At 71.3% G+C, this 23,137-nt stretch carries 18 protein-coding genes; 7 read left to right on the forward strand and 11 right to left on the reverse strand.

Annotated features, from left to right (window positions below; all coding sequences use genetic code 11):
* Positions 1–34: 34 nt before the first annotated feature.
* From FGD68_RS13325 to FGD68_RS13340, 4 genes are all read right to left on the reverse strand, one after another.
* Positions 35–1,390, reverse strand: coding sequence for a citrate synthase (locus FGD68_RS13325; protein WP_182480915.1), 1,356 nt, complete (start codon positions 1,388–1,390; stop codon positions 35–37).
* Between the two features lie 156 nt (positions 1,391–1,546).
* A complete protein-coding gene (gene dapC, locus FGD68_RS13330) occupies positions 1,547–2,671 on the reverse strand; it encodes a succinyldiaminopimelate transaminase (RefSeq protein ID WP_104237228.1) in 1,125 nt (374 codons plus the stop codon).
* A 5-nt stretch (positions 2,672–2,676) separates the two neighbouring features.
* On the reverse strand, positions 2,677–2,997 hold the full coding sequence (gene fdxA, locus FGD68_RS13335) for a ferredoxin (RefSeq protein WP_012299507.1): 321 nt from the start codon (positions 2,995–2,997) through the stop codon (positions 2,677–2,679).
* 40 nt (positions 2,998–3,037) lie between these two features.
* Entirely contained in the window at positions 3,038–4,396 is a 1,359-nt protein-coding gene (locus FGD68_RS13340) for a PIG-L family deacetylase (protein WP_119373013.1), read from the reverse strand.
* Between the two features lie 177 nt (positions 4,397–4,573).
* Here FGD68_RS13340 and efeU point away from each other — a divergent pair, with 177 nt between their 5' ends.
* The 3 genes from efeU (at position 4,574) to efeB (ending at position 8,128) form a co-directional block, all read left to right on the forward strand.
* Positions 4,574–5,503, forward strand: a complete 930-nt coding sequence (efeU, locus tag FGD68_RS13345) for an iron uptake transporter permease EfeU (protein WP_119373012.1) — start codon at positions 4,574–4,576, stop codon at positions 5,501–5,503.
* Positions 5,504–5,588: 85 nt separating this feature from the next.
* Positions 5,589–6,806: an iron uptake system protein EfeO gene (efeO, locus tag FGD68_RS13350; RefSeq protein WP_119373011.1), complete on the forward strand. Its 1,218-nt coding sequence runs from the start codon at positions 5,589–5,591 to the stop codon at positions 6,804–6,806.
* Positions 6,806–8,128, forward strand: a complete 1,323-nt coding sequence (gene efeB / locus FGD68_RS13355; RefSeq protein ID WP_237609557.1) for an iron uptake transporter deferrochelatase/peroxidase subunit — start codon at positions 6,806–6,808, stop codon at positions 8,126–8,128. The genes efeO and efeB overlap by 1 nt, the downstream gene beginning before the upstream one ends.
* A gap of 40 nt (positions 8,129–8,168) precedes the next feature.
* Here the strand turns inward: efeB and FGD68_RS13360 are convergent, their stop codons facing one another.
* The 4 genes from FGD68_RS13360 to FGD68_RS13375 form a co-directional block, all read right to left on the reverse strand.
* A complete protein-coding gene (locus FGD68_RS13360) occupies positions 8,169–8,678 on the reverse strand; it encodes a hypothetical protein (RefSeq protein ID WP_104237171.1) in 510 nt (169 codons plus the stop codon).
* Positions 8,679–8,684: 6 nt separating this feature from the next.
* The gene (gene typA, locus FGD68_RS13365; RefSeq protein WP_104237172.1) at positions 8,685–10,592 is read right to left on the reverse strand and encodes a translational GTPase TypA; all 1,908 of its coding nucleotides are present in this window, start codon (positions 10,590–10,592) and stop codon (positions 8,685–8,687) included.
* 113 nt (positions 10,593–10,705) lie between these two features.
* Positions 10,706–12,559, reverse strand: coding sequence for an ABC transporter family substrate-binding protein (locus FGD68_RS13370; protein WP_237609558.1), 1,854 nt, complete (start codon positions 12,557–12,559; stop codon positions 10,706–10,708).
* A gap of 96 nt (positions 12,560–12,655) precedes the next feature.
* On the reverse strand, positions 12,656–14,347 hold the full coding sequence (locus tag FGD68_RS13375) for an ABC transporter ATP-binding protein (RefSeq protein ID WP_119373704.1): 1,692 nt from the start codon (positions 14,345–14,347) through the stop codon (positions 12,656–12,658).
* Positions 14,348–14,418: 71 nt separating this feature from the next.
* On the opposite strand from FGD68_RS13375, the gene FGD68_RS13380 reads away from it, so the two are divergent.
* Positions 14,419–15,024: a PH domain-containing protein gene (locus FGD68_RS13380; RefSeq protein ID WP_119373705.1), complete on the forward strand. Its 606-nt coding sequence runs from the start codon at positions 14,419–14,421 to the stop codon at positions 15,022–15,024.
* A gap of 53 nt (positions 15,025–15,077) precedes the next feature.
* On the opposite strand, the gene FGD68_RS13385 is transcribed toward FGD68_RS13380, so the two are convergent.
* The 3 genes from FGD68_RS13385 to FGD68_RS13395 form a co-directional block, all read right to left on the reverse strand.
* Complete coding sequence (locus tag FGD68_RS13385; RefSeq protein WP_237609559.1) at positions 15,078–16,271, reverse strand: ABC transporter permease; 1,194 nt, start codon at positions 16,269–16,271, stop codon at positions 15,078–15,080.
* Positions 16,272–16,274: 3 nt separating this feature from the next.
* Positions 16,275–17,801 carry an ABC transporter permease gene (locus FGD68_RS13390; RefSeq protein WP_119372626.1) on the reverse strand — a complete coding sequence of 509 codons (1,527 nt, stop codon included), beginning with the start codon at positions 17,799–17,801 and terminating at the stop codon, positions 16,275–16,277.
* A gap of 178 nt (positions 17,802–17,979) precedes the next feature.
* Positions 17,980–19,821 (reverse strand): ABC transporter family substrate-binding protein, encoded by a 1,842-nt coding sequence (locus FGD68_RS13395; RefSeq protein WP_119372625.1) that lies wholly within the window; start codon positions 19,819–19,821, stop codon positions 17,980–17,982.
* 289 nt (positions 19,822–20,110) lie between these two features.
* On the opposite strand from FGD68_RS13395, the gene FGD68_RS13400 reads away from it, so the two are divergent.
* The 3 genes from FGD68_RS13400 to FGD68_RS13410 all read left to right on the forward strand — a co-directional run bounded on the left by FGD68_RS13400 (position 20,111) and on the right by FGD68_RS13410 (position 23,061).
* Positions 20,111–20,926, forward strand: coding sequence for a CPBP family intramembrane glutamic endopeptidase (locus tag FGD68_RS13400; protein ID WP_119372624.1), 816 nt, complete (start codon positions 20,111–20,113; stop codon positions 20,924–20,926).
* A gap of 108 nt (positions 20,927–21,034) precedes the next feature.
* Positions 21,035–21,442, forward strand: a complete 408-nt coding sequence (locus FGD68_RS13405; protein WP_119372623.1) for a DUF485 domain-containing protein — start codon at positions 21,035–21,037, stop codon at positions 21,440–21,442.
* Between the two features lie 20 nt (positions 21,443–21,462).
* Positions 21,463–23,061: a solute symporter family protein gene (locus FGD68_RS13410; RefSeq protein WP_182480890.1), complete on the forward strand. Its 1,599-nt coding sequence runs from the start codon at positions 21,463–21,465 to the stop codon at positions 23,059–23,061.
* Positions 23,062–23,137 lie beyond the last annotated feature (76 nt).

Below are 23,137 nucleotides of genomic sequence, written 5' to 3' on the forward strand. Positions count from 1 at the left end.
CCCCCTCTTCGGGAGCGACGATGTGCGGGCCGGGCTAGTCGCGCGGCGGCAGGTCGCGCGCGGGCTGGCCGATGTAGAGCTGCTGCGGGCGGCCGATCTTGGTGGCCTGGTCCTCGTTCATCTCGCGCCAGTGAGCGATCCAGCCGGGCAGGCGCCCGATGGTGAACAGCGCCGTGAACATGCGCGTCGGGAAGCCCATGGCCTTGTAGATCACGCCCGTGTAGAAGTCCACGTTCGGGTAGAGCTTCCGCTCGATGAAGTAGTCGTCCGCGAGGGCGACCTGCTCGAGCTCCTTGGCGATGTCGAGCAGCGGGTCCTGGATGCCGAGGGCCGCGAGCACCTCGTCGGCGCTCTCCTTCACGAGGCGGGCGCGCGGGTCGAAGTTCTTGTAGACGCGGTGCCCGAAGCCCATGAGGCGGACACCGTCCTCCTTGTTCTTCACGCGCTCCACGTAGCGGTCGACGCCCTCACCGGAGTCGCGGATGCGGCCGAGCATCGAGAGCACGGCCTCGTTCGCGCCGCCGTGCAGCGGCCCGAAGAGCGCGCCGATGCCCGCGGAGACGGAGGAGAACATGTTCGCCTCGGTGGATCCGACGAGCCGCACGGTCGACGTCGACGCGTTCTGCTCGTGGTCCTCGTGCAGGATCAGCAGGCGCTCGAGCGCGCGGCTGACGACGGGATCCACCTCGTAGCGTTCGGCGTTGTTGCCGAAGTTCAGGCGCAGGAAGTTGTCGACGAAGCTCAGCGAGTTGTCCGGGTAGAGGAACGCCTGGCCGAGGCTCTTCTTGTGCGCGTACGCCGCGATGACCGGCAGCTTGGCCAGCAGGCGCAGCGTCGAGATCTCGACCTGCTCGGGGTCGTGGACGCTCAGCGAGTCCTCGTAGTAGGTGGAGAGCGCGGACACCGCGCTGGACAGCACCGACATGGGGTGCGCGTTGGTCGGGAGCGCGCGGAAGAGGCCCTTGAAGTCCTCGTGCAGGAGCGTGTGGCGGCGGATGTCGTCCTCGAACCGCGCGAGCTCGTCGCTCGTCGGTAGCTCGCCGTGGATGAGGAGCCACGCCACCTCGAGGTAGCTCGACTGGCGCGCGAGCTGCTCGATCGGGTAGCCCCGGTAGCGGAGGATCCCCTGCTCACCGTCGATGTAGGTGATGGCCGAGCGGGTCGACGCGGTGTTCACGAAGCCGTTGTCGAGCGTCGTGAGGCCCGTCTTCTTCGTGAGCGCCGAGATGTCGATGCTGGACGCGCCCTCGACCGCGGGGAGGATGGGGAACTCCACCCGTCCGCCCGGGTACGTCAGGGTCGCCGTGGGCTTCTGCTCCGCCTGGGGCTCGTCCGCCTGGGGCTCGTCCGCCTTCGGCCGGTCGTCCGCCTGCTGCCCGCCATCGGTCACGGCGCCTCCTCGAGTCTGGGTGGATGGCCGGGGGATGCGCCGCGGGGCGCCCATGGCGCCGTCGCGGCGTCGGACTCCGAGCCGACTACAGCCTAAAGGGCTGACAGGGACACTGTCGCCTCCGCCAGCATCCGGCCGGATCCGTTGGAGGACGTGCTACGCGGAGCGGGGCGCTGCGCCGGCGGCGCGGAGCCGGGCCGCCGCCTGCGCGATCCGCTCGTCCGTCGCCGTGAGCGACAGGCGCACGTGCTCGGGAGAGGCGTCGCCGTAGAACGGGCCGGGGCCCGCGAGGATCCCGAGGTCGGCGAGCTCCGCGATCCCCTCCCAGGCGTCCCGGCCGCGGGTCGCCCAGAGGTAGAGGCCGGCCTCGCTCGAGTCGATGCGCCAGCCGGCGTCCTCGAGCGCGGGGCGCAGCACGTCGCGGCGGGCGCGGTACAGCTCGCGCTGGGCGCGCACGTGGGAGTCATCGCCGAGCGCCACGGTCATGGCGTGCTGGAGCGGCGCGGGCGGGAGGAGCCCCGCGTGCTTGCGCACGCGGATCAGCCGGGCGATGAGCTCCCGGTCGCCCGCGACGAGCGCGGCCCGGTACCCGGCGAGGTTCGACTGCTTGCTCAGCGAGTAGAGCGCGAGCACGCCCGCGTGGTCGTCGCCGACGACGCGCGCGTCGAGGATCGAGGGCGTCGGACCGTCGGCCCACTCCCCCTCCCAGCCGAGCTCGGCGTAGCACTCGTCGCTCGCGATCACGGCGCCGAGCTCCCGGGCGCGGGCCACGGCGGCGCGCAGCTCGTCGACGCCGAGGACGCGGCCGTCCGGGTTGCCGGGCGAGTTCAGCCAGACGAGGCGCGTGTGCGCGGGCCAGTCGGCGGGGTCGTCCGCGGGGACCGACTCGGCGCCCGCGAGGGCCGCGCCGATCTCGTAGGTCGGGTACGCGACGCGCGGGCGCACGACCGCGTCGCCCTCGCCGAGGCCCAGCATGAACGGCAGCCAGGCCACCATCTCCTTCGACCCGATGGTCGGCAGCACCTGGTCGGTGCCGAGCGTCGCGTTCCGGCGACGCGCGTGCCACTCGACCATCGCCTGCCGCAGCTCGGGCGTGCCCACGGTGGTGGGGTACGCGTGCGCGTCGGTCGCCCAGGCGAGGGCGTCGCGGATGAGCGTCGGGGTCGGATCCACGGGCGACCCGATGCTGAGGTCGACGATGCCGTCGGGGTGCCGACCGGCCCGCTCGGCGTACGGGGCCATCTGGTCCCAGGGGTAGTCAGGGAGCTCGCCGAGGGCCACGCGCGTCAGCCGTTCTGGATGGGGAGCGCGGCGATGACGGGGTGGTCGCCCGCGGTGACGCCGACCTTGGTCGCGCCGCCCGGGGATCCCATCTCGGCGAAGAACTCGACGTTGGCGGTGTAGTAGTCCGACCACTTCTCGGGCAGGTCGTCCTCGTAGTAGATCGCCTCGACCGGGCAGACCGGCTCGCACGCACCGCAGTCCACGCACTCGTCCGGGTGGATGTAGAGGCTCCGCTCGCCCTCGTAGATGCAGTCGACCGGGCACTCGTCGATGCAGGCGCGGTCCTTGACGTCGACACAGGGCAGGGCGATGACGTAGGTCACTTCGGGCGGGTCCTTCCGGGAGCGGTGCGGCCCGACGAGTCTACGCGGCGCGCGGACCGGTCCCGGCCGGGGCCGGGGCGTCGGATCCCGCGACGGCGGCGGCATCCGGGCGGGCATCCGCGCCCGGCGCGCGCGTCGAGAACCGCGGCCACACGACCACGGCGGCGACGAGGATCGCGGGCGCGATCGCCCACACCTGGCTCAGGCCGTCGTCGGGGAACAGCACGGATCCGCTCGGCCCGCGCGTGCCGAGGACCGCGACCGCCGCGATCACGCCGAGCCCGAGGCAGAGCGCGTGCAGGCGGTCGACGAGGAGCAGGCGGAACGCGACCAGCAGGCACGCGAGCGTCGCGAGCGCGAGCACGAGGCCGACCGGCAGCGCGATCCCGCCCACCGGCAGGGTCGCCCGGTGCGCGGCAGTGGCGACCGCGCCCACGAGCAGGCCGAGCACGAGCGACGCGACCGCCGTGCCGATCCGCTGCGCACCGCGCGGGGGACGCGGGCTCCCGTCGTCCTCGGCGGCGCCGGCCGGCCGGTGCAGCCGGAAGAGCTCGACGGGCGCGATGGGCGCCCCGATGCCGTGGGAGAGGGCGAACTGGTCGCCGTCGACGACGGTCTGCGTGCGGTGCGCGGCGATCGCGCGGATCTTCGCGTCGAGCACCTCGGACGCGTCCACGGCGAGGTCGACCCGGTCGTCCGCCAGCACGAGCGTCCCGGCCGGATGCGCGTCGGGCGCGGGGAAGCGCCCCCGCGCGGCCACGAGCTCGTGCGCCTCGCGCGCCGAGGACCCGGTCGTGGTGATGAGGTACGCGGGGATCCCCGCCTCCTCGGCCGCCCAGGTCGCGATGACGTGCGTGCGCACGTGGTCGGGGTGGCCGTAGCCGCCGTGGTCGTCGTAGGTGATGACGCAAGTGGCGTCCACGTCGGCGATGACGGCGAGCACGTCGCGCGCCTCGTCGGCCTCGTCGCCCGCGCACAGCGAGTCGGGATCGAGCGGCCGCAGCGCCACGGGCACGCCGTCGTCGCCCCACTCCATGCCCGAGTCGACGTAGCGGCGGGGATCGAGGCCCTTCCAGCGGGCATCCGGATCCCCGAGGAAGCGGTGGTCGGCGACGCCGAGCGCGGCCATCGCGTCGGCCAGCTCGGTCTCCCGGTGGTCGGCGAGCGCGCGCAGGTCGCCCTCCAGGTGGCGGAGCTCGTCGGGGATCACGTCGCCGCGCTCCCCGCGCGTGCACGTGAGGACGGTGACGGGCACGCCGTCGCGCACGAGCCTCGCGATGGTGCCGCCCGTGACGATGCTCTCGTCGTCGGGGTGGGCGTGCACGAAGAGGACGTGCTCGCGCGCGGGACGGGCGGTGCGGGCGGCCCGATCGGGGCGTCGGGACGTGCCGGATGTCATCCGGCGATCCTAGCCGCGGGCCGCGCGCCGCTCCCTGGGCGCCCGCCCGGGACGGGCGACTGGACGCGATCCCGCCCCCGCGCTACTGTTCACGAGGTAAGGCTAGCCTCACCTACTTTTCCCCACACCAGCAATAGGACGCGTCCCGTCGCGTCCGCCGCCCGGAGAGGCGCACGCGTGTTCGCGAACTACCTGATCGGCCTGCGCGAGGGCCTCGAGGCCGCGCTGGTCGTCACCATCCTCATCGCCTACGTCGTCAAGATCGGCCGCCGCGACGTGCTCGGCCGGCTCTGGCTCGGCGTCGGGCTCGCGGTCCTCCTCGCCCTGTCCGTCGGCGCGCTCCTCACCTACGGCGCCTACGGCCTCACGTTCGAGGCGCAGGAGGCCATCGGCGGATCCCTCTCCATCGTCGCGACGGGCCTCGTCACCTGGATGGTGTTCTGGATGCTGCGCACCGCGAAGGACATGCGCTCCGAGCTGCAGGGCGCCGTCGACCGGGCCATCGCCGGCGCGGCGTGGGGCCTCGTCGCCGTCGCCTTCCTCGCCGTCGGCCGCGAGGGGATCGAGACGGCCCTGTTCCTCTGGTCGGCCGTGCAGGCCACGGGCGCCACCACCGTGCCGCTCGTCGGCGCGGCCCTCGGGCTCGTCACCGCGGTCGCGCTCGGCTGGCTCGTCTACCGCGGCGTGCTCCGCATCGACCTCGCGCGCTTCTTCACCTGGACCGGCGCGCTCCTCATCGTCGTGGCCGGCGGCGTGCTCGCATACGGCGTGCACGACCTGCAGGAGGCGGGCATCCTCCCCGGTCTCGGCGCGCTCGCGTTCGACGTCTCCGGCGCCGTCCCGCCCGGATCCTGGTACGGCACGCTCCTCAAGGGCACCGTCAACTTCTCCCCCGCCACCACCTGGCTCGAGGCGGTCACATGGGTGCTGTACGTCGTGCCCACGCTCACCGTGTACCTCCGGCTCGCGCGGCGGGGACGCCGGGCGCGCCCGGCGACGTCCGTCGCGGCGCCGTCCGCGTCGGCGCCCGACGCCGCTCCCGCGCCCGCTCCGGAGCCCGTTGACGGCGACCCGGCCCGCGTCGCGGACGCGCCCGCCGCCCGCTGACCCGTCGGCTCCCCGCAGCTCCCCGCACCTCCCGCTCTCCTCCCCATCCACCGCCGGCACCGCCGGCCCGCTCCCCCGAGGACACATGAAGCGCTCGACCCTCGCCGCCGCCGCCCTGCTCGCCGGGGCCGCCCTCGCCCTCTCCGGCTGCGTCGCGAACACCCCGACGGGATCCGCCGACGCCGGTGCGGGTGCCGCGGGCGCCGACTCCGGCGTCACGCAGCTCACGGTCGACAGCTCCGCCGACGCGTGCGCCGTGTCCGCCGCGACCGCGCCCAGCGGCACGGTCTCGTTCCACGTCACCAACTCCACCGACCAGGTGACCGAGTTCTACCTGCTCGCGGACGACGGCCTGCGCATCGTCGGCGAGGTCGAGAACGTGAGCCCCGGGATCGAGCGCGACCTCGTGCTCACCGCCCAGCCCGGCAGCTACTACACCGTGTGCAAGCCCGGCATGGTCGGCGACGGCGTCGGCCGCGCGCCCTTCACGGTCACGGGCGACCAGGTCGCGCTCGCGGGCGACGCGGAGCAGCAGGGCCAGGACGCGGCCGCCGCCTACCTCGCCTACGTCAAGGACCAGGTCGGCCGCCTCCTCCCGGCCACGCAGGAATTCGCGGACGCGTACCTCGCGGGCGACGACGACAGGGCGCGCACGCTCTACCCCACCGCCCGCGCGTACTACGAGCGCGTCGAGCCGGTCGCGGAGTCCTTCGGCGACCTCGACCCGGAAATCGACTTCCGCGAGGCCGACGTCGAGCCCGGCACCGAGTGGACCGGGTGGCACCGCATCGAGAAGGACCTCTGGCAGCCATCGCCCGACGCGAACGGCGGCGACGTCTACACGTCGCTCGGCGCCGCGGATCGCGCGCACTTCGCCCAGGAGCTGACCGCGGACACGCAGAAGCTCTACGACGCGGTGCACGCGGACGGCTTCTCGGTCGACATCTCCACGGTCTCCAACGGCGCCGTAGGGCTGATGGACGAGGTCGCCTCCGGCAAGATCACCGGCGAGGAGGAGATCTGGTCGCACACCGACCTCTGGGACTTCCAGGCGAACCTCGAGGGCGCGCGCGTCGCGTACGAGGGCGTCCGCGACATCGTCGAGCCCAAGGACCCGCAGCTCGTGGCCACGCTCGACGCGCAGTTCGCGTCGCTCGAGAAGGAGCTCGCCGCGTACGGATCCCTCGACGAGGGCTTCACCACCTACGACAAGCTGACCACCGAGCAGGTCAAGGGCCTCGCGGACGGCGTCAACGCGCTGGCCGAGCCGCTGTCGAAGCTCACCGGCGCGCTCGTCGGCTGATGACGGATCACGAGACCACGGCGGCCGCCGACGCCCCCACGACCCCGGCGTCCGCCGGCATCTCCCGCCGCGGGATCCTCGGCATCCTCGGCGCGGGCGCGCTCGGCGGCGGCCTGGTCGGCTCCGCGGGCGGCGTCATGGCCGATCGCGCCTTCGCGGGCGCGCGCCAGGCCGCGGGCGGCGCCACGTACGCGTTCCACGGCGCGCACCAGGCCGGGATCACGACGCCCGCCCAGGACCGCCTGCACTTCGCCGCGTTCGACGTCGCCGACATCGATCGTGCGGGCCTGATCTCGCTCCTGCAGGACTGGAGCGCCGCGGCCGCGCGCATGACGGCAGGCGGATCCGCGGGCGCGCTCGGCGCGGTCGACGGGCCGTACGACTCCCCGCCCGACGACACGGGCGAGGCGCTCGACCTGCCGCCCGCCGGCCTCACCATCACGTTCGGCTTCGGCCCGTCGCTGTTCACGACCGCCGACGGCGTCGACCGCTTCGGCATCGCCGACCGCCGGCCCGCCGCGCTCGTCGACCTGCCGCGCTTCCCCGGCGAGGCCCTCGTGCCGCAGGCCACGGGCGGCGACCTCTGCGTCCAGGCCTGCAGCGACGACCCGCAGGTGGCCGTGCACGCGATCCGCAACCTCTCCCGCATCGCGTTCGGCCGCGCGTCCATCCGGTGGTCGCAGCTCGGCTTCGGCCGCACCTCGTCGACGAGCCGCGCCCAGGTCACGCCGCGGAACCTGTTCGGCTTCAAGGACGGTACCGCGAACGTGAAGTCCGAGGACACGCGTCAGGTCGAGGACCACGTCTGGGCCGACACGGGATCCGCCCCCGCCGAGGCGTGGATGCAGGGCGGCTCCTACCTCGTCGCGCGCCGGATCCGCATGACGATCGAGACCTGGGACCGCTCCTCCCTCCGCGAGCAGGAGCGCGTGGTCGGTCGCACGAAGGGATCCGGCGCACCCCTCAGCGGCGGCACCGAGATGACCGCGCCCGACTTCCACGCAACCGGACGCGGCGACGCACCGCTCATCGACCCCGCCTCGCACGTGCGCCTCGCGCACCCGGACGCGAACGACGGCGCGGTGCTGCTCCGCCGCGGCTACAACTTCGTCGACGGCAACGACGACCTCGGCCGCCTCAACGCTGGCCTGTTCTTCCTGGCGTTCCAGCGGGATCCGCGCACGCAGTTCATCCCCATCCAGCGGAGCCTCTCCCGCGATGCGATGAACGAGTACCTGCGGCACGTGGGCAGCGGGATCTGGGCGGTGCCGCCGGGCGCCTCGCGCGACGGCTACGTCGGGGAGACGCTCTTCGCGTCCTGATCCGGCGCGCGCCGCCGGGCGGGCCCGAGGGCCGCGGGTCTCAGCCCGCGGGCATCACCACGTACGTGGCGACCGGGGATCCGGGGTCGGCTGAGACCGTGACGATGACGGAGTACGCGTCGGTCGTGAACCGCCCGTAGCCGCTCTGCGCGTCGGTCGCCACGTCGCTCGACGCGTAGCCCGCGGCCTCGAGGCGCGCCCGGGCATCGGCGAACCCGCCCTCGACGTCCGGCACGGCGACCTGCGCCACCCAGCCGGCGTCCTCGGGGGCCGCTCCCCCGCCGAGCAGCTCGCCCTCGGCGAAGGGCACGGCGTCCGTCGGGAACGAGGGCGGCACATGGCCGTCCGTCGACACCTGGACCTTGCCGAGCGTGTCGCCGATGACGTCCTCGACGCTGTGGCGCACCTGCTTCGCGCCCTCGTGGGCGGCGTCGCGGACGACCTCGCCCACCTGGCTGCACCCGGTGAGGGCGAGGGCGGGGACGAGGACGAGCCCGGCCGCGAGCCCCCTCCTGCGGAGGGACCTGGCGGACGGGCTCGTCGGGGTCATGCTGCGTTACGCGTTCTGCTTCTTCAGTCGCGACGTCTTGCGCTGTCGGGCGTTCGCGTCGAGCTCGACCTTGCGGATGCGGACGAACTCGGGCGTGACCTCCACGCACTCGTCCTCGCGGGCGAACTCGAGGCACTCCTCGAGCGTCAGGCGCCGCGACGGCGTCATGCGCTCGAAGGAGTCGGAGGTGGACTGACGCATGTTGGTCAGCTGCTTCTCCTTCGTGATGTTCACGTCCATGTCGTCGGCGCGCGAGTTCTCGCCCACGACCATGCCCTCGTAGACCTCCTGGGTCGGCTCCACGAAGAACGACATGCGCTCCTGCAGGGCCACCATGGCGAACGGGGTGGCGACGCCGGAGCGGTCCGCGACGATCGAGCCGTTGACGCGGGTCGTGATCTCGCCCGCCCACTGCTCGTAGCCGTGCGACACGGCGTTGGCGATGCCCGCGCCGCGCGTGATCGTGAGGAACTCCGTGCGGAAGCCGATGAGGCCGCGCGACGGGACGACGAACTCCATGCGGACCCAGCCGGTGCCGTGGTTGCTCATGCCCTCCATGCGGCCCTTGCGGGCGGCGAGGAGCTGCGTGATCGCGCCGAGGTACTCCTCGGGCGAGTCGATGGTGAGGTGCTCGTAGGGCTCGTGCACCTTGCCGTCGACCTGCTTGACGACCACCTGCGGCTTGCCCACGGTGAGCTCGAAGCCCTCGCGGCGCATCTGCTCCACGAGGATCGCGAGCGCGAGCTCGCCGCGGCCCTGGATCTCCCAGGCGTCCGGGCGGCCGATGTCGACCAGCTTGATGGAGACGTTTCCGATGAGCTCGCGGTCGAGGCGGTCCTTGACCATGCGGGCGGTGAGCTTGTGGCCCTTGACCTTGCCGATCATCGGCGAGGTGTTGGTGCCGATGGTCATCGAGATGGCCGGGTCGTCCACCGTGATGGTGGGCAGCGGGCGGACGTCGTCCGGGTCGGCGAGCGTCTCGCCGATCGTGATGTCCTCGATGCCGGCGACGGCGACGATGTCGCCGGGGCCTGCGGACTCGGTCGGGAAGCGGTCGAGCGCCTTCGTGATGAGGAGCTCGGTGATCTTCACGTTCTTGACGGTGCCGTCGTGCTTGACCCAGGCGACCTGCTGGCCCTTCTTCAGCGTGCCGTTGAAGACGCGCAGGAGGGCGAGGCGGCCGAGGAACGGCGACGCGTCGAGGTTGGTGACGTGGGCCTGCAGCGGGTGCTGGTCGTCGTAGGTGGGCGCCGGGACGTGGTCGAGGATCGCCTTGAAGAGCGGCTCGAGGTCGTCGTTGTCCGGCAGCGTGCCGTTCTCCGGCTTGTTGGCGCTCGCGGCGCCGTTGCGGCCGGAGGCGTAGACGACGGGCACGTCGAGGATCGCGTCGAGGTCGAGGTCCGGGTGCTCGTCCGACATGTCGGAGGCGAGGCCGAGGAGCAGGTCCTGGCTCTCGGCCACGACCTCGTCGATGCGCGCGTCGGGGCGGTCGGTCTTGTTGACCAGGAGGATCACGGGCAGCTTCGCCTCGAGCGCCTTGCGGAGCACGAAGCGCGTCTGGGGCAGCGGGCCCTCGGACGCGTCGACGAGGAGCACGACGCCGTCGACCATGGACAGGCCGCGCTCGACCTCGCCGCCGAAGTCGGCGTGGCCCGGGGTGTCGATCACGTTGATGACGATGGGCGAGCCGTCCGCGTGCTTCCCGTTGTAGAGCACCGCGGTGTTCTTCGCGAGGATCGTGATGCCCTTCTCGCGCTCGAGGTCGTTCGAGTCCATCATGCGGTCCTCGCCCTCGAAGTGGGCGTCGAACGAGTTCGTCTGCTTGAGCATGGCGTCGACGAGCGTGGTCTTGCCGTGGTCGACGTGGGCCACGATGGCCACATTGCGGAGGTCGTTGCGCGCGACTAGCGCCATAGTGCTGTCCTTCAGTGGAGAGGGTGCCGGCCTTGTCATCAAGGGAGGAGGGCGAAGAGCCGCCGTCTGCTATTCCCAGCGATCACCAGCCTACCGTGCCGATGCAAACCGGGTCAGGGAGCGTCGCGTGACAGCGTCCAGCGCCACGCGTCGTCGAGGATCCCGGCCTGGTGCGGCGACACCTGGACCCCGCCGATGCCGTCGCGCGCTGCTGCGAGCGCGGGCAGCTGGTAGAGCGGCAGGCCGGCGCGGTCGCCGTACATGCGGCGGTCCAGGCGGAGGAGGAGCTCGTCGCGCGCATCGGCGTCCTCGGTGCGGCTGAGCGACGCGAAGAGGGACGCGACGTCGGGGTCGGCCGTCGCCTGCCCGTCGCGGGCGTCGGCGCGGGCCTCGTGCGCGGCGCGGATCCCGGCGACGGACGGGTACGCGTCCCGGGAGGAGAGGAGCGCGACGTCGTAGGCGCCGGGCTGGTCGAGCACGCTCTCCCACTGCGGGGTCGAGCAGTCGGTCACGACGAAGCCGGCCTTCTCGGCGGAGTCGCGGATGGCGTCGAACGCGGCCACGCGGCGGGGGTCGGCGGGGTCGTAGAGCACGCAGACCTCGGGCGCCGAGCGGCCGACCGACGCGAGCAGCTGCCGCGCCTCGTCGATGTCGACGTCGTCGAAGCGGCTGGACCCGTTGGCGCGCACCTGGTCGTCGTAGCCGTCGGATCCGGGAGCGAGCACGAAGGAGTCGCGCGTCGTGGCGTCGGGATCCGCCGGCAGCGCGGCCTGGCGGACGATCGCGTCACGCGGGACGGTGGACAGGAACGCGGTGCGGACCGCGACGTCCGACATGGCCGGGTCGCGCGCGCCGAGGGTCTGCAGGTCGAGCCGCTCCCACGAGTCGGAGGATCCGCGCACGACCTGCACGCCGGCGATCCCGGACAGCGCGTCGGACACCTCCGCGTCCGCCTCGGGCGCGATGACGTCGACCTCGCCCGCCTGGAGCGCGGCGACGGCGGCGCCGGGATCCTCGATCGTGGACACGACGATGCGCTCGACCGACGGGCGGTGCAGGCCCGTGTAGAAGCGGTTGGCGCGCAGCGTGATGGAGGTCCCCGGGTCGATCGACTCGATGGCGTACGGGCCGGAGCCCACGGCGCGATCCGGGTGCGCGGCGATCTCCGCCACGCCGAACCCGCGGTTCCACGCGTCGGAGATGGGCGAGAGGAGCTCGGGCGCGCGATCCTGCACGGCGTCCACGAGCGTCTGCTTCGCGCGGCCGGGGCTCGACATGTCGAGCGCGAGCTGCGCCACGCTGTGCGCGGGCAGGCCCACCTCGAAGGCGAGCCGCCAGTCGGGCGCGTACTCGTCGAAGACCATGGTGATCGACCGGCCGCCGTCCCCGATCTCGGGCGTGCGGGTGACGTGCGAGAGCGTCTCGTCCGCGGCCGCGTCGAAGTAGACGGTCTGCTCCGGCAGCGGACCCGTGTAGCCGCCCGTCGTCTCGTCCACGTAGCCGGACGGGTCGAACCCGGGGGTGTCGAGCGCGCCGGATCCGGCGGCCCAGGCCAGCAGGAGGTCCGCCGCGTCGACGGGCTCGCCGTCGGACCAGCGGACGCCCTCGGCGACGGTGTACTCGACCGTGAACGGATCGCGCGAGACGACCTTCGCGGTCCCGTAGCCCGGGTCGGCGGCGACGCTGCCGTCCGCGGCGACCTCGGAGAACCGCGAGTTCGTCGCGTGCACGATCTCCCGGTTGCCCTCGGTGCCACCCGTGCGCGACGCCGCGTTGTAGGAGGTGAAGGAGGTGGGGACCGCGGCGCGGATCTCGGTGTCGGCCACCATCCCGGTGGTCGGCGAGCAGGCGGCGAGGCCGGCGACGAGCGCCAGCGCGACGGCGGCGGATGCGCCCCGGACGGCCCGGCGGATCCCTCGCGGGCGCCGGGCTCTGGCGGCCCCGGGGCCTCGCGTGTCGCTGTCCATCGCCGTCGATCCTACGCGAGCGGCACGACGAGGCCCGCCGCCCGAGCGCCCCCGCGAGGGGGTGCGTCGGACGGCGGGCCGGGTCGTGCGGGCGGATCAGGCCGCGGGCGGCTGCTGGTCCCGCAGCGCCTCGCGGAGCTCGCGGCGCTCCTGCTGCTGGTCGGGATCCGGCAGCGGGACCGCGGCGATGAGCTTCTGCGTGTACGGGTGCTGCGGGTTCCGGAGGATCGACTCGGTCGGCCCCTGCTCCACGATCTTGCCGTGGTTCATCACGACGATGCGGTCGGCGAGCAGGTCGACCACCGCGAGGTCGTGGCTCACGAAGAGGCACGCGAACTGGAGCTCCTTCTGGATCTCCTGCAGCAGCGCGAGCACGCGGGCCTGCACCGACACGTCGAGCGCCGAGGTGGGCTCGTCGGCCACGAGCACCTTGGGCCGGAGCGCGAGCGCGCGTGCGATGCCGACGCGCTGTCGCTGGCCGCCGGAGAGCTCGTTCGGGTAGCGGTTGCGGAAGCTGCGGGGCAGCTCGACCTGCTCGAGGAGCTCCTCGACGCGGTCGCTCTGCTGCTTCTTCGAGAACTGCCCCGAGAGCTCGAGCGGCTCGCCGATGCTCTGGCCGATGGGCCAGCGCGGGTTGAGCGAGGAGCCCGGGTCCTGGAACACGATGCCGATCTCGCGGCGCACGGCACGGAGGTCCTTCTGCGAGATGCCCGTCATGCGGCGTCCGGCGACGACGAGCTCGCCGCCCGCGACGGGCAGGAGGCCGACCGCGGCGCGCGCGATGGTGGTCTTGCCGGATCCCGACTCGCCCACGACGCCGACGACCTCACCGGGGTGGATGTCGAAGGACGCGCCGGTGACCGCCCGGAACGCCGGCACGCGGCCGAGCTTCGGGTAGTCGATGTCCACCTCCTTGAGGGAGATGGCGGGCTCGGTCGTGCGCTCGACGACCTCGATCTGCGACGCCTCGCCCGTGCCGAGGTGCGGCACCGACGCGAGCAGCTGCTTCGTGTACGGGTCCTTCGGCGACTGGAAGATCTCGCGCACCGAGCCGCGCTCGACGATGCGGCCGCTCTTCATCACGATGACGTTGGTCGCGAGGTCGGCCACCACGCCCATGTCGTGCGTGATGATCACGATCGCGCTGTTGAGGCGCTGGTGGAGTCTGCGCAGCAGGTCGAGGATCTCGGCCTGGATCGTCACGTCGAGCGCCGTCGTGGGCTCGTCCGCGATGAGCATGTCGGGGTCGCACGACAACGACTGCGCGATCATCGCGCGCTGACGCTGACCTCCCGACAGCTGGTGCGGGTAGGAGTCGAACGCCTTCTCGGGATCCGGCATCTCGACGAGCTTGAGCAGCTCGAGCGCGCGCACCTTGGCGGCCGACGGGATGATCGAGTTGTGGACGCGCAGGGCCTCCACGATCTGGAAGCCCACCGTGTACACCGGGTTGAGCGCGGTCATCGGCTCCTGGAAGATCACGGCGATGTCGTTGCCTCGCGCCTTCCGCAGCGTGGCCTGGTCGGCGCCGACCATCTCGACGCCCTTGAGCTTCGCGCTCCCCCGGACCCGGCCGTTCTTCGGCAGGAGCCCGAGCAGCGACATCGAGCTCACGGACTTGCCGGAGCCGGACTCGCCCACGATCGCGAGCACCTCGCCCGGGTTGACCTTGTAGTCCAGGTCGATGGCCGCGGGGATCCACTCGTCGCCGACCCAGAAGTCGACGCCGAGGCCGGAGACCTCGAGGATGGGGACGATCTCGTCCGACCCGTTCGCGTGAGCGGTCATGCTGCGGCCTCCTGGCTGCTGGAAGTGGGGATGTCGAGGGGCGTCCACGCGGGCCGTGGGACGATGTGGCCATGGATCAGCCCGTCGTCATCCGCCCGTCGTTCGGACGCCTGCTGACCGTGATCGTCTCGGCGATCGCGGTCCTGGTGCTCGTGAGCACCGTGGTCGGGGGTCGGGCCGACCTCCTGCCGACGGCGGTGTGGGGCCCGGTGATGCTGGCCTACGTCTCGTGGCTCGTCTTCTGGCACCCGCGGGTGCGCATCGCGACCGAGGGCGTCGAGATCCGCAACGTCTTCCGCACGCACGAGATGTCGTGGCCCGCGATCCGCGAGGTCGACACCAAGTGGGCCCTGAACATCACGACCGCGCACGAGCGCGTCACGGCCTGGGCCGCTCCGGCGCCCGGTCGACGCTCCAACGCCTACATCACCACGAAGGAGGAGAAGATCCAGCCCTACCTCAGCGCCATGATGCAGGACGCGCGCCGCGGCGACCTCCCCCGCACCGACTCGGGCGACGCGGCCACGGTGATCCGCCTGCGCCTGGCCGAGCTCCGCGAGGCTGGCCACCTGGGCGGCCCGGTCGAGGAGGAGGAACGGCGCGTCCGCACGCACTGGGCGGAGATCGCCGTGCTCGCGGTGCTCGTCGTCGCGACTGTGCTGACCGGCCTGCTCTGACGGGCGACCGACCGCACGCACCCGGCCGTGCGGCCGGCGCGAGTCGGTGATCGTCATCGGCCGTCCGCGCTGTCGGGTGCCTGGCCGTCGGCGGGGCCGTCCGCCTGCGCGTCCGGTCGGGCGGATCCGACGGGCGGCGGCACGCGCACGCCCTCGGCCCCGGCGCCGGTCGTCGGACCCTGGTGGCGGCGGTTACGCCCGGTGAGCATCGCGAACATCTGCTTGTAGGGGCCCTGGCCGCCCGGCATGCGCCGCTGGCGCGGGTCGAACGCGTCGCGCAGGCCGTCGCCGATGAAGTTGATCGACAGCGCGATGATGATGATGAACAGGCCGGGGAACCAGAACAGCCACGGCCGGGTCGCGAACGCGCCCTGGTACTCGTTGATGATCTGGCCGAGCGAGACGTCGGGCTTCACGATGCCGAACCCGAGGAACGACAGCGCGGCCTCGAGGAGGATCGCGGCGCTCATCAGCAGGGTCGTGGAGACGATGACCACACCGATGGCGTTCGGCAGGATGTGCCGGAACACGATGCGGCTGTTCGAGGCGCCGGCGACGCGCGCGGCGTCGACGAACTCGCGCTCGCGGAGGCTCAGGAACTCGCCGCGCACGAGGCGGGCCAGCGACGGCCAGCCGATGAGGCCGAGGACGATGCCGAGCACCACCGCGCCGAGCCCGCCGAAGGTGCGGCCGAGGACGGCCGCGATCACGATCACGGGGATCACGATGATGAGATCGGTGAAGCGCATGAGCAGCGAGTCGATGCGTCCGCGGAAGAAGCCGGACACGGCCCCGATCACGATGCCGATGAACGCGGCGATGATGCCGTACAGCACCATCACGACGATGGACTGCTGCGTGCCGCGCATGACGCGGGCGAAGATGTCGCGCCCGATCTCGTCCTGGCCGAAGGGGTGCGCGCCGAACTGGAAGGGGAGCTCCCACGTCGGGTTGCCGCCGTTGACGATGGGCGACGCGTCCTCGTAGCCCCACATCCACCAGCCGGGGATGCGCAGGCCGAAGAACTGGATGCCGACGGACGAGTACACGAGGATCGCCATGAGCAGGAGCACCACGAGCGCGGTCATGGCGCCCTTGTGGCGGAGGAACCGGCGGCGGACGACGGTGCCCTGGCTGAGGCCCTCTATCTCCCGCTGCTCGATCGTCAGCTCGGAGTTGGCGCCGCCCTCGGGCAGGTGCGGGTCATTGTGGGGGTCGTTGGGGTTCCCCATCAGTGCGTTGGACATGTGTCAGCTCACCCGGATTCGAGGATCGAGGACCGAGTACAGGATGTCGGCCAGCATGTTGAAGATGACGGTCAGGATGCTGGTGATCAGGATGAATCCCATCAGCGGGTTGAGGTCGGTCTTGGTCAGGGCGTCCTGGAAGACGGATCCCATGCCCTTCCAGGCGAAGATCGTCTCCGTGATCACCGCGCCGCCGATGAGGCCGCCCACGTCGAAGGCGATGACGGTGGCGACCGGGATCATGGCGTTGCGGAACGCGTGGCGCATGATCACGGTGCGCTCGGTGAGGCCCTTGGCCCGCGCGGTGCGCACGTAGTCCTGGTTCATGACCTCGAGGAGGCTCGCCCGCGAGTAGCGCGAGTAGCTCGCGACGGAGATGAGGAGGATCGCGATCGTCGGCAGCAGGAGGTGGGTGTAGCTGTCGAGCATGCCCTGCCAGATCGAGCCGTTGAGGCCCGGCGTCACCGCGCCGACGGTGGCGATGGGGCGGCCGCGGGTGTTGGTGACGTAGTCCGGCCACACCTGCATGACGCGGTCGACGATGATCAGCAGCGCGACGAGGCCACCGGTGATGCCGGCGCCGCGGGCCACGATGGGCTTGTCGTTCTGGCCGACGACGTAGCCGAGGACCACGCCGATCACGGCGAACGCGAGGACGAGCACGATCGTGATCCACCAGGGCGCGGAGACCGTGAGCACATACTGCAGCGGGTACCAGAGCGCGGCACCGAGCACGGCCATCCCAAGGGCCGAGTAGAACGCCCGGCGGTTGCGCAGCCCGGTCGAGAGCGAGGTGATGAGCACCGCGATGAGTGCGCCGAGCGCGCCGATGAGGACGATGCCGAGACCGGGACGGGAGAACCAGTCCGTCGCCACCAGGTAGACGAGCACGACGGCGGTGATGACCGTCGCGGAGCCGAACACGATGAGGCGCGGCTTCGGGTCGCCGCCGATGATGCTCATCCAGACGAAGCCCGACACGAGCGACAGGACGACGATGAGGATCGGCGGGATCGACGGGTTCACGAGGAAGTCGTTGAAGCCGATGGCCACGTACTGCTTCAGCAGCACGGCGACGAAGAAGATCGGCAGCGAGAAGAAGAGGAACGACGCGAAGGTGACCGTGTAGTCGTAGCCGCTGTACTGGCGGAGCGCGGTCGTCATGCCGATGGAGACGCCGATGAGCACCGCGATGATCGTGGCGATCGTCACGAGCTGGATGGTCTGGCCGGCGGCGTTGGCGATGAGGTCGTTGACCTCGCGGCCGTCGATGGCCTTGCCGAGGTCGATCTGTCCGATGAAGACCTTGAACACGCCGCCGAGCCAGATGAAGTAGCGCAGCGGCGACGGGACGTCGAGGTCGAGGAGATCGGTGCGGGCCGCGATGAGGGCGTCGCGGTTGGGCGAAGGGCTCTCGCGCAGATCACCGAGGGGATCACCCGAGTTGGCAGCCAGGTTGTAGATGATGAAGCTGGCGCCCAGGAGGACGAAGAACGACGCGACGAGGCGTCTCAAGACGAAGGTAAGCACAGGGCGACGACGTCCCTTTCTGTGTTCGGCCAGGGCTCGTGACCCGACCCGACGAGAGCATACGCGGCCGGATCCGCGGATCACGAATCGGCAACGGACATGGAGAGGGTGCCGAGGCCAGGCGGCCTCGGCACCCTCGCACCCTCCCGTTCAGGGGACGGCGCTCATTGCTTCCGTGCTAGTTGGCGGCGTTGTCTGCCGGGGCCCACTCCCAGTAGTTCCAGAAGTAGGTCGGGGACAGGAACGCCGGCTTGACGCCCGTGACCGTGTCGCTCCAGGCGGTGAGGCCCGGGAACTGGAAGATCGGCGTCGTCCAGCCCTGCTGCTGGATGAGGGTCTCGGCCTGGATGAGCAGATCGCGCTGCTTGTCCGTGTCGGTCTCGGTGTCCAGCTGCTTGAAGAGGTCGTCGACCTCGGGGTCCGACCAGCCGTAGTAGTTGTTGATGCCACCGGTCTGGTAGTTCGGGCCGGACTCGCCGACCGCGAGGCTCGTGGACTGCCATCCGAAGAGGGCGATGTCGTACGAGTCGGGCTTGCTGGAGAGGTCGGCACCCCACGTGGCGCTGTTCACGTCGATGAGGTTGATGCCGGCCTGGGCTGCCGACTGGCGCATGAGCTCGAACTCCTGCTGGCGGCGCGTGTTGCCCTGGCCGTAGATGACGCGGGCGTCGATCGTGCCCGTGACGCCGGCCTGTGCGAGGTCCGCCTTGGCGCCCTCGATGTCGACGGCCTGGTCCTTGTAGCCGTTCTTCTCGACCGAGGCCTCGTAGTTCGGCGTGCCGGGGACGAAGACGTTCGAGTTGCGGAGCTCCGCGTCCTCCTGGAGGGGCTTGATCAGCTTGTCGAGGATCTCCTCGCGCGGCAGCGTCTTGAAGAACGCCTGGCGGACGAGCTTGGCCTTCTCGGCGTCTCCGCCGTACTTCGTGGGGTCGAACGGGCCGCCGTTGGTGACCTGGAGGTCGACGTGCTCGTACGTGCCCTCGGCCTGGCCCTTGTACTCGATGCCGCTGAGCCCCTGGACCTGCTGGAGGAGGTCGGCCGTGGGCTGACCGGACGCGATCTGGACCTCGCCGTTGGAGAGGGCCTGGATCTGCGCCTGCGGGTCCGAGATGAAGCGGACCGTGATCTTCTCGTACTTCGGCTTCTTGTCGCCGGTGTACTCCTTGTTGGCCGTCAGGGTGATGTACTGGTCGGCCTTGAGGTCGGTGATCGTGTACGCGCCGTCGCTCAGGGTCTTCTGCGCCTCGGACGGCATGTCCGAGTAGCGGTAGCCGTCGTTCCAGACCTTGGAGACCGGGGCGAGGACGCTGGCGTCCTTGTCCTGGATCGCCGTGATGAGCTTCTTCTTCGCGTCCTCGGGTGAGAGGTTGTCGTCGGGGAACGCGAGCTGCGTGGTGCCGTGGGCGGAGACGCCGACGCCGTTGCCGGTCGCGACCTCCCAGTCGACGTACGGCTGGTCGTACGTGTAGGTCAGGCTGCGGCCGTCGTCGCCGATCTCGGGCGTCTTCGTGACGAGGCCGAGGCGGGTGTCCGCCACGGCGCCGGAGTTGAAGAAGACCTGGTCGTCGCCGGTGGAGACCGTGCCGTCCTCGTTCGTCGTGACGTCGTCGCTGCTCGCCGTGTTGACGTTCGTGGTGTTCGCGGCCCAGTTGAGGAGCATGTCCGCGGCGTCGACGGGCGTGCCGTCGCTCCACTTGACGCCCTCGTTGATGGTGAACTTCACGACGAGCGGGTCGTCGGAGACCTTCTCGTAGGTGCCGAAGTCGGTGTCCTTCACGAGCGACGGGCCGTCGTCGTAGTAGTTGAACGCGCGGTTCGTCAGGTACACGATGTTCGTATTGGCGGTGGCGTTGCCGGTCGCCGACGCGTTGTTGTACTCGAGGAACGGGTCGTTCCAGGCCACGGTGATCTCAGTGCCGGCGATGACCTCGGACTCCTGGGCGGGCGCAGAGCAGCCGCTGAGTACGAGGGCACCGGAGACGATGACGGCACCAGCCGCTGCAAGGCGTCTGATTTTCAAGGTTCCTCCTGTGCATGGGAATGGCGCGGACCCACCGTGCGTGCGGTCGACCGCGCAGATAAGAATGACCCTAGATACGGCTGGGAGTCTTTGCAAAAACTGGGCCCAAACGTTACATACCGGTAACTCGGACGCGCGGATCCGCGCGTCAGGCTCCGGATCCGTGCGTGTGGACGGCCGGATTCGCGCGTGATCACCGCCTCCTGCGACGGATCGCGTCGTCAGCGCCCTCACCGGCCACGTCCGGCCGGCGGGCGGCCCGGCGGCATCGCGCGCCTAGGATCGGCCCGTGCCCGACGCTCCCGCCCTCGCCCGCGCTCCCCGACTGCCGCTGCGGCGCGCCATGCGGACGCGGCTGCGGTGGGAGATCGCGATCGTGCTCGGGCTCTCGCTCGGGGCGAGCGCCGTCTACTCGGTGCTGCGCATCGTCGACCTGTCCACGCGCCCGGAGGCCCTCGGCTCGCAGAGCGCCACCATCAACCGGAGCCTGAACGACCGGCAGGCGTTCGACCTCCTGTACCAACTGCTCGACATCGCGACGGCCCTGGTGCCCGTGGTCCTCGTGCTCTTCCTGCTGTGGCAGCCGGGGAGGAGCGCCTTCCGACGCATCGGGCTCGACCTCGCACGACCGGGGCGCGACGTGGCAGCCGGCTTCGGCCTCGCGGCGCTCATCGGGGTGCCCGGGCTCGGGCTGTACTTCGCCGGCCGCGCTCTCGGGATCACGGTCGATGTCGTGCCGACCGCGCTCGACTCGTACTGGTGGACCGTGCCGGTGCTCGTGCTCGTCGCCCTCCGAGCGGCGCTGCAGGAGGAGGTGATCGTGGTCGGCTACCTCTTCACCCGGCTGCGCGAGCTCGGCTGGGGGCACGGGCGGCTGGGCGCGTGGAGCATCATCCTGACGGCGTCAGTGCTGCGCGGGAGCTACCACCTCTACCAGGGCTACGGGCCGTTCCTCGGCAACGTCGTGATGGGGGTGGTGTTCGGCTGGTGCTACGTGCGCTTCGGCCGCACCGCGCCGCTCGTGGTGGCGCACCTGATCCTCGACGTCGTGAGCTTCGTGGGCTACCCGGTCGCGCTCGCGCTGCTGCCGGGGCTGTTCGGCTGACGGGTGCTCGCGCACGGACCGGGGGCGTGGCCCTGGCGCATCCCCCGCACCTGTGCCTAACCTGAGAACGCCGCACGACGAGGTGCGGCCGTATCTCGAGGAGATCTCATGGGCGACGCCGCTCATCCGTCCGGGGACCCCCGGCCGGCCATCGACTACCTGGGGGTCGAGGACTCGGCCCGGTTCCGCGAGCTGAAGCGCGAGCACCGCAGCTTCGTCTTCCCGCTGGCCGTCGCCTTCCTCGTCTGGTACTTCGCGTTCGTCCTGCTCTCGGACTACGCGCACGAGCTCATGTCCACGCCCGTCATGGGGAACGTGAACCTCGGGATCCTGCTGGGGCTCGGGCAGTTCGTGACGACCTTCGCGATCACCACCTGGTACGTGAGCCGGGCGAACTCGCGGTTCGATCCGATCGCCGCGGAGATCCGCGCCGACCTGGAGGAGCGGGAGCGCGCGGCGCTCGAGGGGCCGCGCGAATCCACGCCGCCGAAGCGCCGGAAGGGCGGCCGACGGTGACCGCCGCGGGAGGCGCCGTCATGGCGACGACGCCCACCACCGACACGGGCGATCCCGTCCTCAACATCTCGATCTTCGGGGCGTTCGTGGTCATCACGCTCGTGATCGTGTTCCGCGCGAGCCGGAACAACTCGACCGCGGCCGACTACTACGCGGCCGGCCGCTCGTTCACCGGCCCGCAGAACGGCACGGCGATCGCGGGCGACTACCTCTCGGCGGCGTCGTTCCTCGGGATCGTGGGCGCCATCGCCATCAACGGGTACGACGGGTTCCTCTACTCGATCGGATTCCTGGTCGCGTGGCTGGTCGCCCTGCTGCTCGTGGCCGAGCTCATGCGCAACACGGGCAAGTTCACGATGGCCGACGTGCTGAGCTTCCGGCTCAAGCAGCGGCCCGTGCGGCTGGCGGCGGCGACCACCACGCTCGCGGTCTGCTTCTTCTACCTGCTCGCGCAGATGGCGGGCGCGGGCGGGCTGGTGTCGCTGCTGCTCGGGATCGACGACCGGCTCGGGCAGTCGCTCGTGATCGCCGTCGTGGGCGCGCTGATGATCGTCTACGTGCTGGTCGGCGGGATGAAGGGCACGACCTGGGTGCAGATCATCAAGGCGTGCCTGCTGATCGCAGGCGCGGCCGTGATGACCGTGTGGGTGCTCGCCATCCACGGGTTCAACGTCTCGGACCTGCTGGGCGCCGCCGCCGCCGCGGCCGACAAGCCCGTGCTCGAGCCCGGCAACCAGTACGGAGCCACGGGGATCACGAAGCTCGACTTCCTGTCGCTCGCGCTCGCGCTGGTGCTCGGCACGGCGGGCCTCCCCCACGTGCTCATGCGCTTCTACACGGTGCCGACCGCGAAGGAGGCGCGTCGCAGCGTCGTCTGGGCGATCTGGCTCATCGGCGTCTTCTACCTCTTCACCCTGGTGCTCGGGTACGGCGCCGGCGCGCTGCTCGGGAGCGAGCGGATCCTCGCGGCACCCGGCGGCGTGAACTCCGCCGCTCCCCTGCTGGCGCTCGAGCTCGGCGGGCCGATCCTGCTCGGGATCATCGCGGCGGTCGCGTTCGCGACGATCCTGGCCGTGGTCGCGGGCCTCACCATCACGGCGGCCGCGTCGTTCGCGCACGACGTGTACGGCAGCGTCATCAAGAAGGGTCAGGTCTCGGCCAACGGCGAGGTGCGGGTCGCGCGGATCACGGTGGTGGTGATCGGCATCGTCTCGATCATCGCGGGCATCGGCGCCAACGGGCAGAACGTCGCGTTCCTCGTGGCCCTCGCGTTCGCAGTGGCCGCGAGCGCGAACCTGCCGACCATCCTGTACTCCCTCTACTGGCGGCGGTTCTCCACCCGGGGCGCGGTGCTCAGCATGTACGGCGGGCTCGGTACGGCGCTCCTGCTCATCGCGTTCTCGCCCGTCGTGTCGGGTGGGGAGACCTCGATGATCCCGGGGGCAAACTTCTCGTGGTTCCCGCTGAGCAACCCGGGCATCGTCTCGATCCCCGTCGGGTTCCTGCTCGGCTGGATCGGGACGGTGACCTCCACGCGCAAGGAGGATCCGCTCGTCGCGGCCGAGATGGACGTGCGGTCGCTCACCGGGCACGGCGCCGAGAAGGCGACGGAGCACTAGGGCCCGGCGGCCGCCGGACGTGCGACGAGGGCGGCGGGAACGGAAGGCCCCGCCGCCCTCGTCGTGCATGCGTCGT

Source organism: Clavibacter californiensis (assembly GCF_021952865.1).
GTDB classification, from domain to species: Bacteria; Actinomycetota; Actinomycetes; order Actinomycetales; family Microbacteriaceae; genus Clavibacter; species Clavibacter californiensis.

Bases quoted from the DNA above. Each gene is read 5' to 3' on its own strand.
- FGD68_RS13380 (WP_119373705.1), top strand. From the start codon at position 14,419: ATGGATCAGCCCGTCGTCATCCGCCCGTCGTTCGGACGCCTGCTGACC.
- FGD68_RS13375 (WP_119373704.1), bottom strand. From the start codon at position 14,347: ATGACCGCTCACGCGAACGGGTCGGACGAGATCGTCCCCATCCTCGAG.
- efeB (WP_237609557.1), top strand. From the start codon at position 6,806: ATGACGGATCACGAGACCACGGCGGCCGCCGACGCCCCCACGACCCCG.
- FGD68_RS13385 (WP_237609559.1), bottom strand. From the start codon at position 16,271: ATGTCCAACGCACTGATGGGGAACCCCAACGACCCCCACAATGACCCG.
- FGD68_RS13360 (WP_104237171.1), bottom strand. From the start codon at position 8,678: ATGACCCCGACGAGCCCGTCCGCCAGGTCCCTCCGCAGGAGGGGGCTC.
- FGD68_RS13370 (WP_237609558.1), bottom strand. From the start codon at position 12,559: ATGGACAGCGACACGCGAGGCCCCGGGGCCGCCAGAGCCCGGCGCCCG.
- FGD68_RS13340 (WP_119373013.1), bottom strand. From the start codon at position 4,396: ATGACATCCGGCACGTCCCGACGCCCCGATCGGGCCGCCCGCACCGCC.
- typA (WP_104237172.1), bottom strand. From the start codon at position 10,592: ATGGCGCTAGTCGCGCGCAACGACCTCCGCAATGTGGCCATCGTGGCC.
- efeO (WP_119373011.1), top strand. From the start codon at position 5,589: ATGAAGCGCTCGACCCTCGCCGCCGCCGCCCTGCTCGCCGGGGCCGCC.
- FGD68_RS13410 (WP_182480890.1), top strand. From the start codon at position 21,463: ATGGCGACGACGCCCACCACCGACACGGGCGATCCCGTCCTCAACATC.
- FGD68_RS13405 (WP_119372623.1), top strand. From the start codon at position 21,035: ATGGGCGACGCCGCTCATCCGTCCGGGGACCCCCGGCCGGCCATCGAC.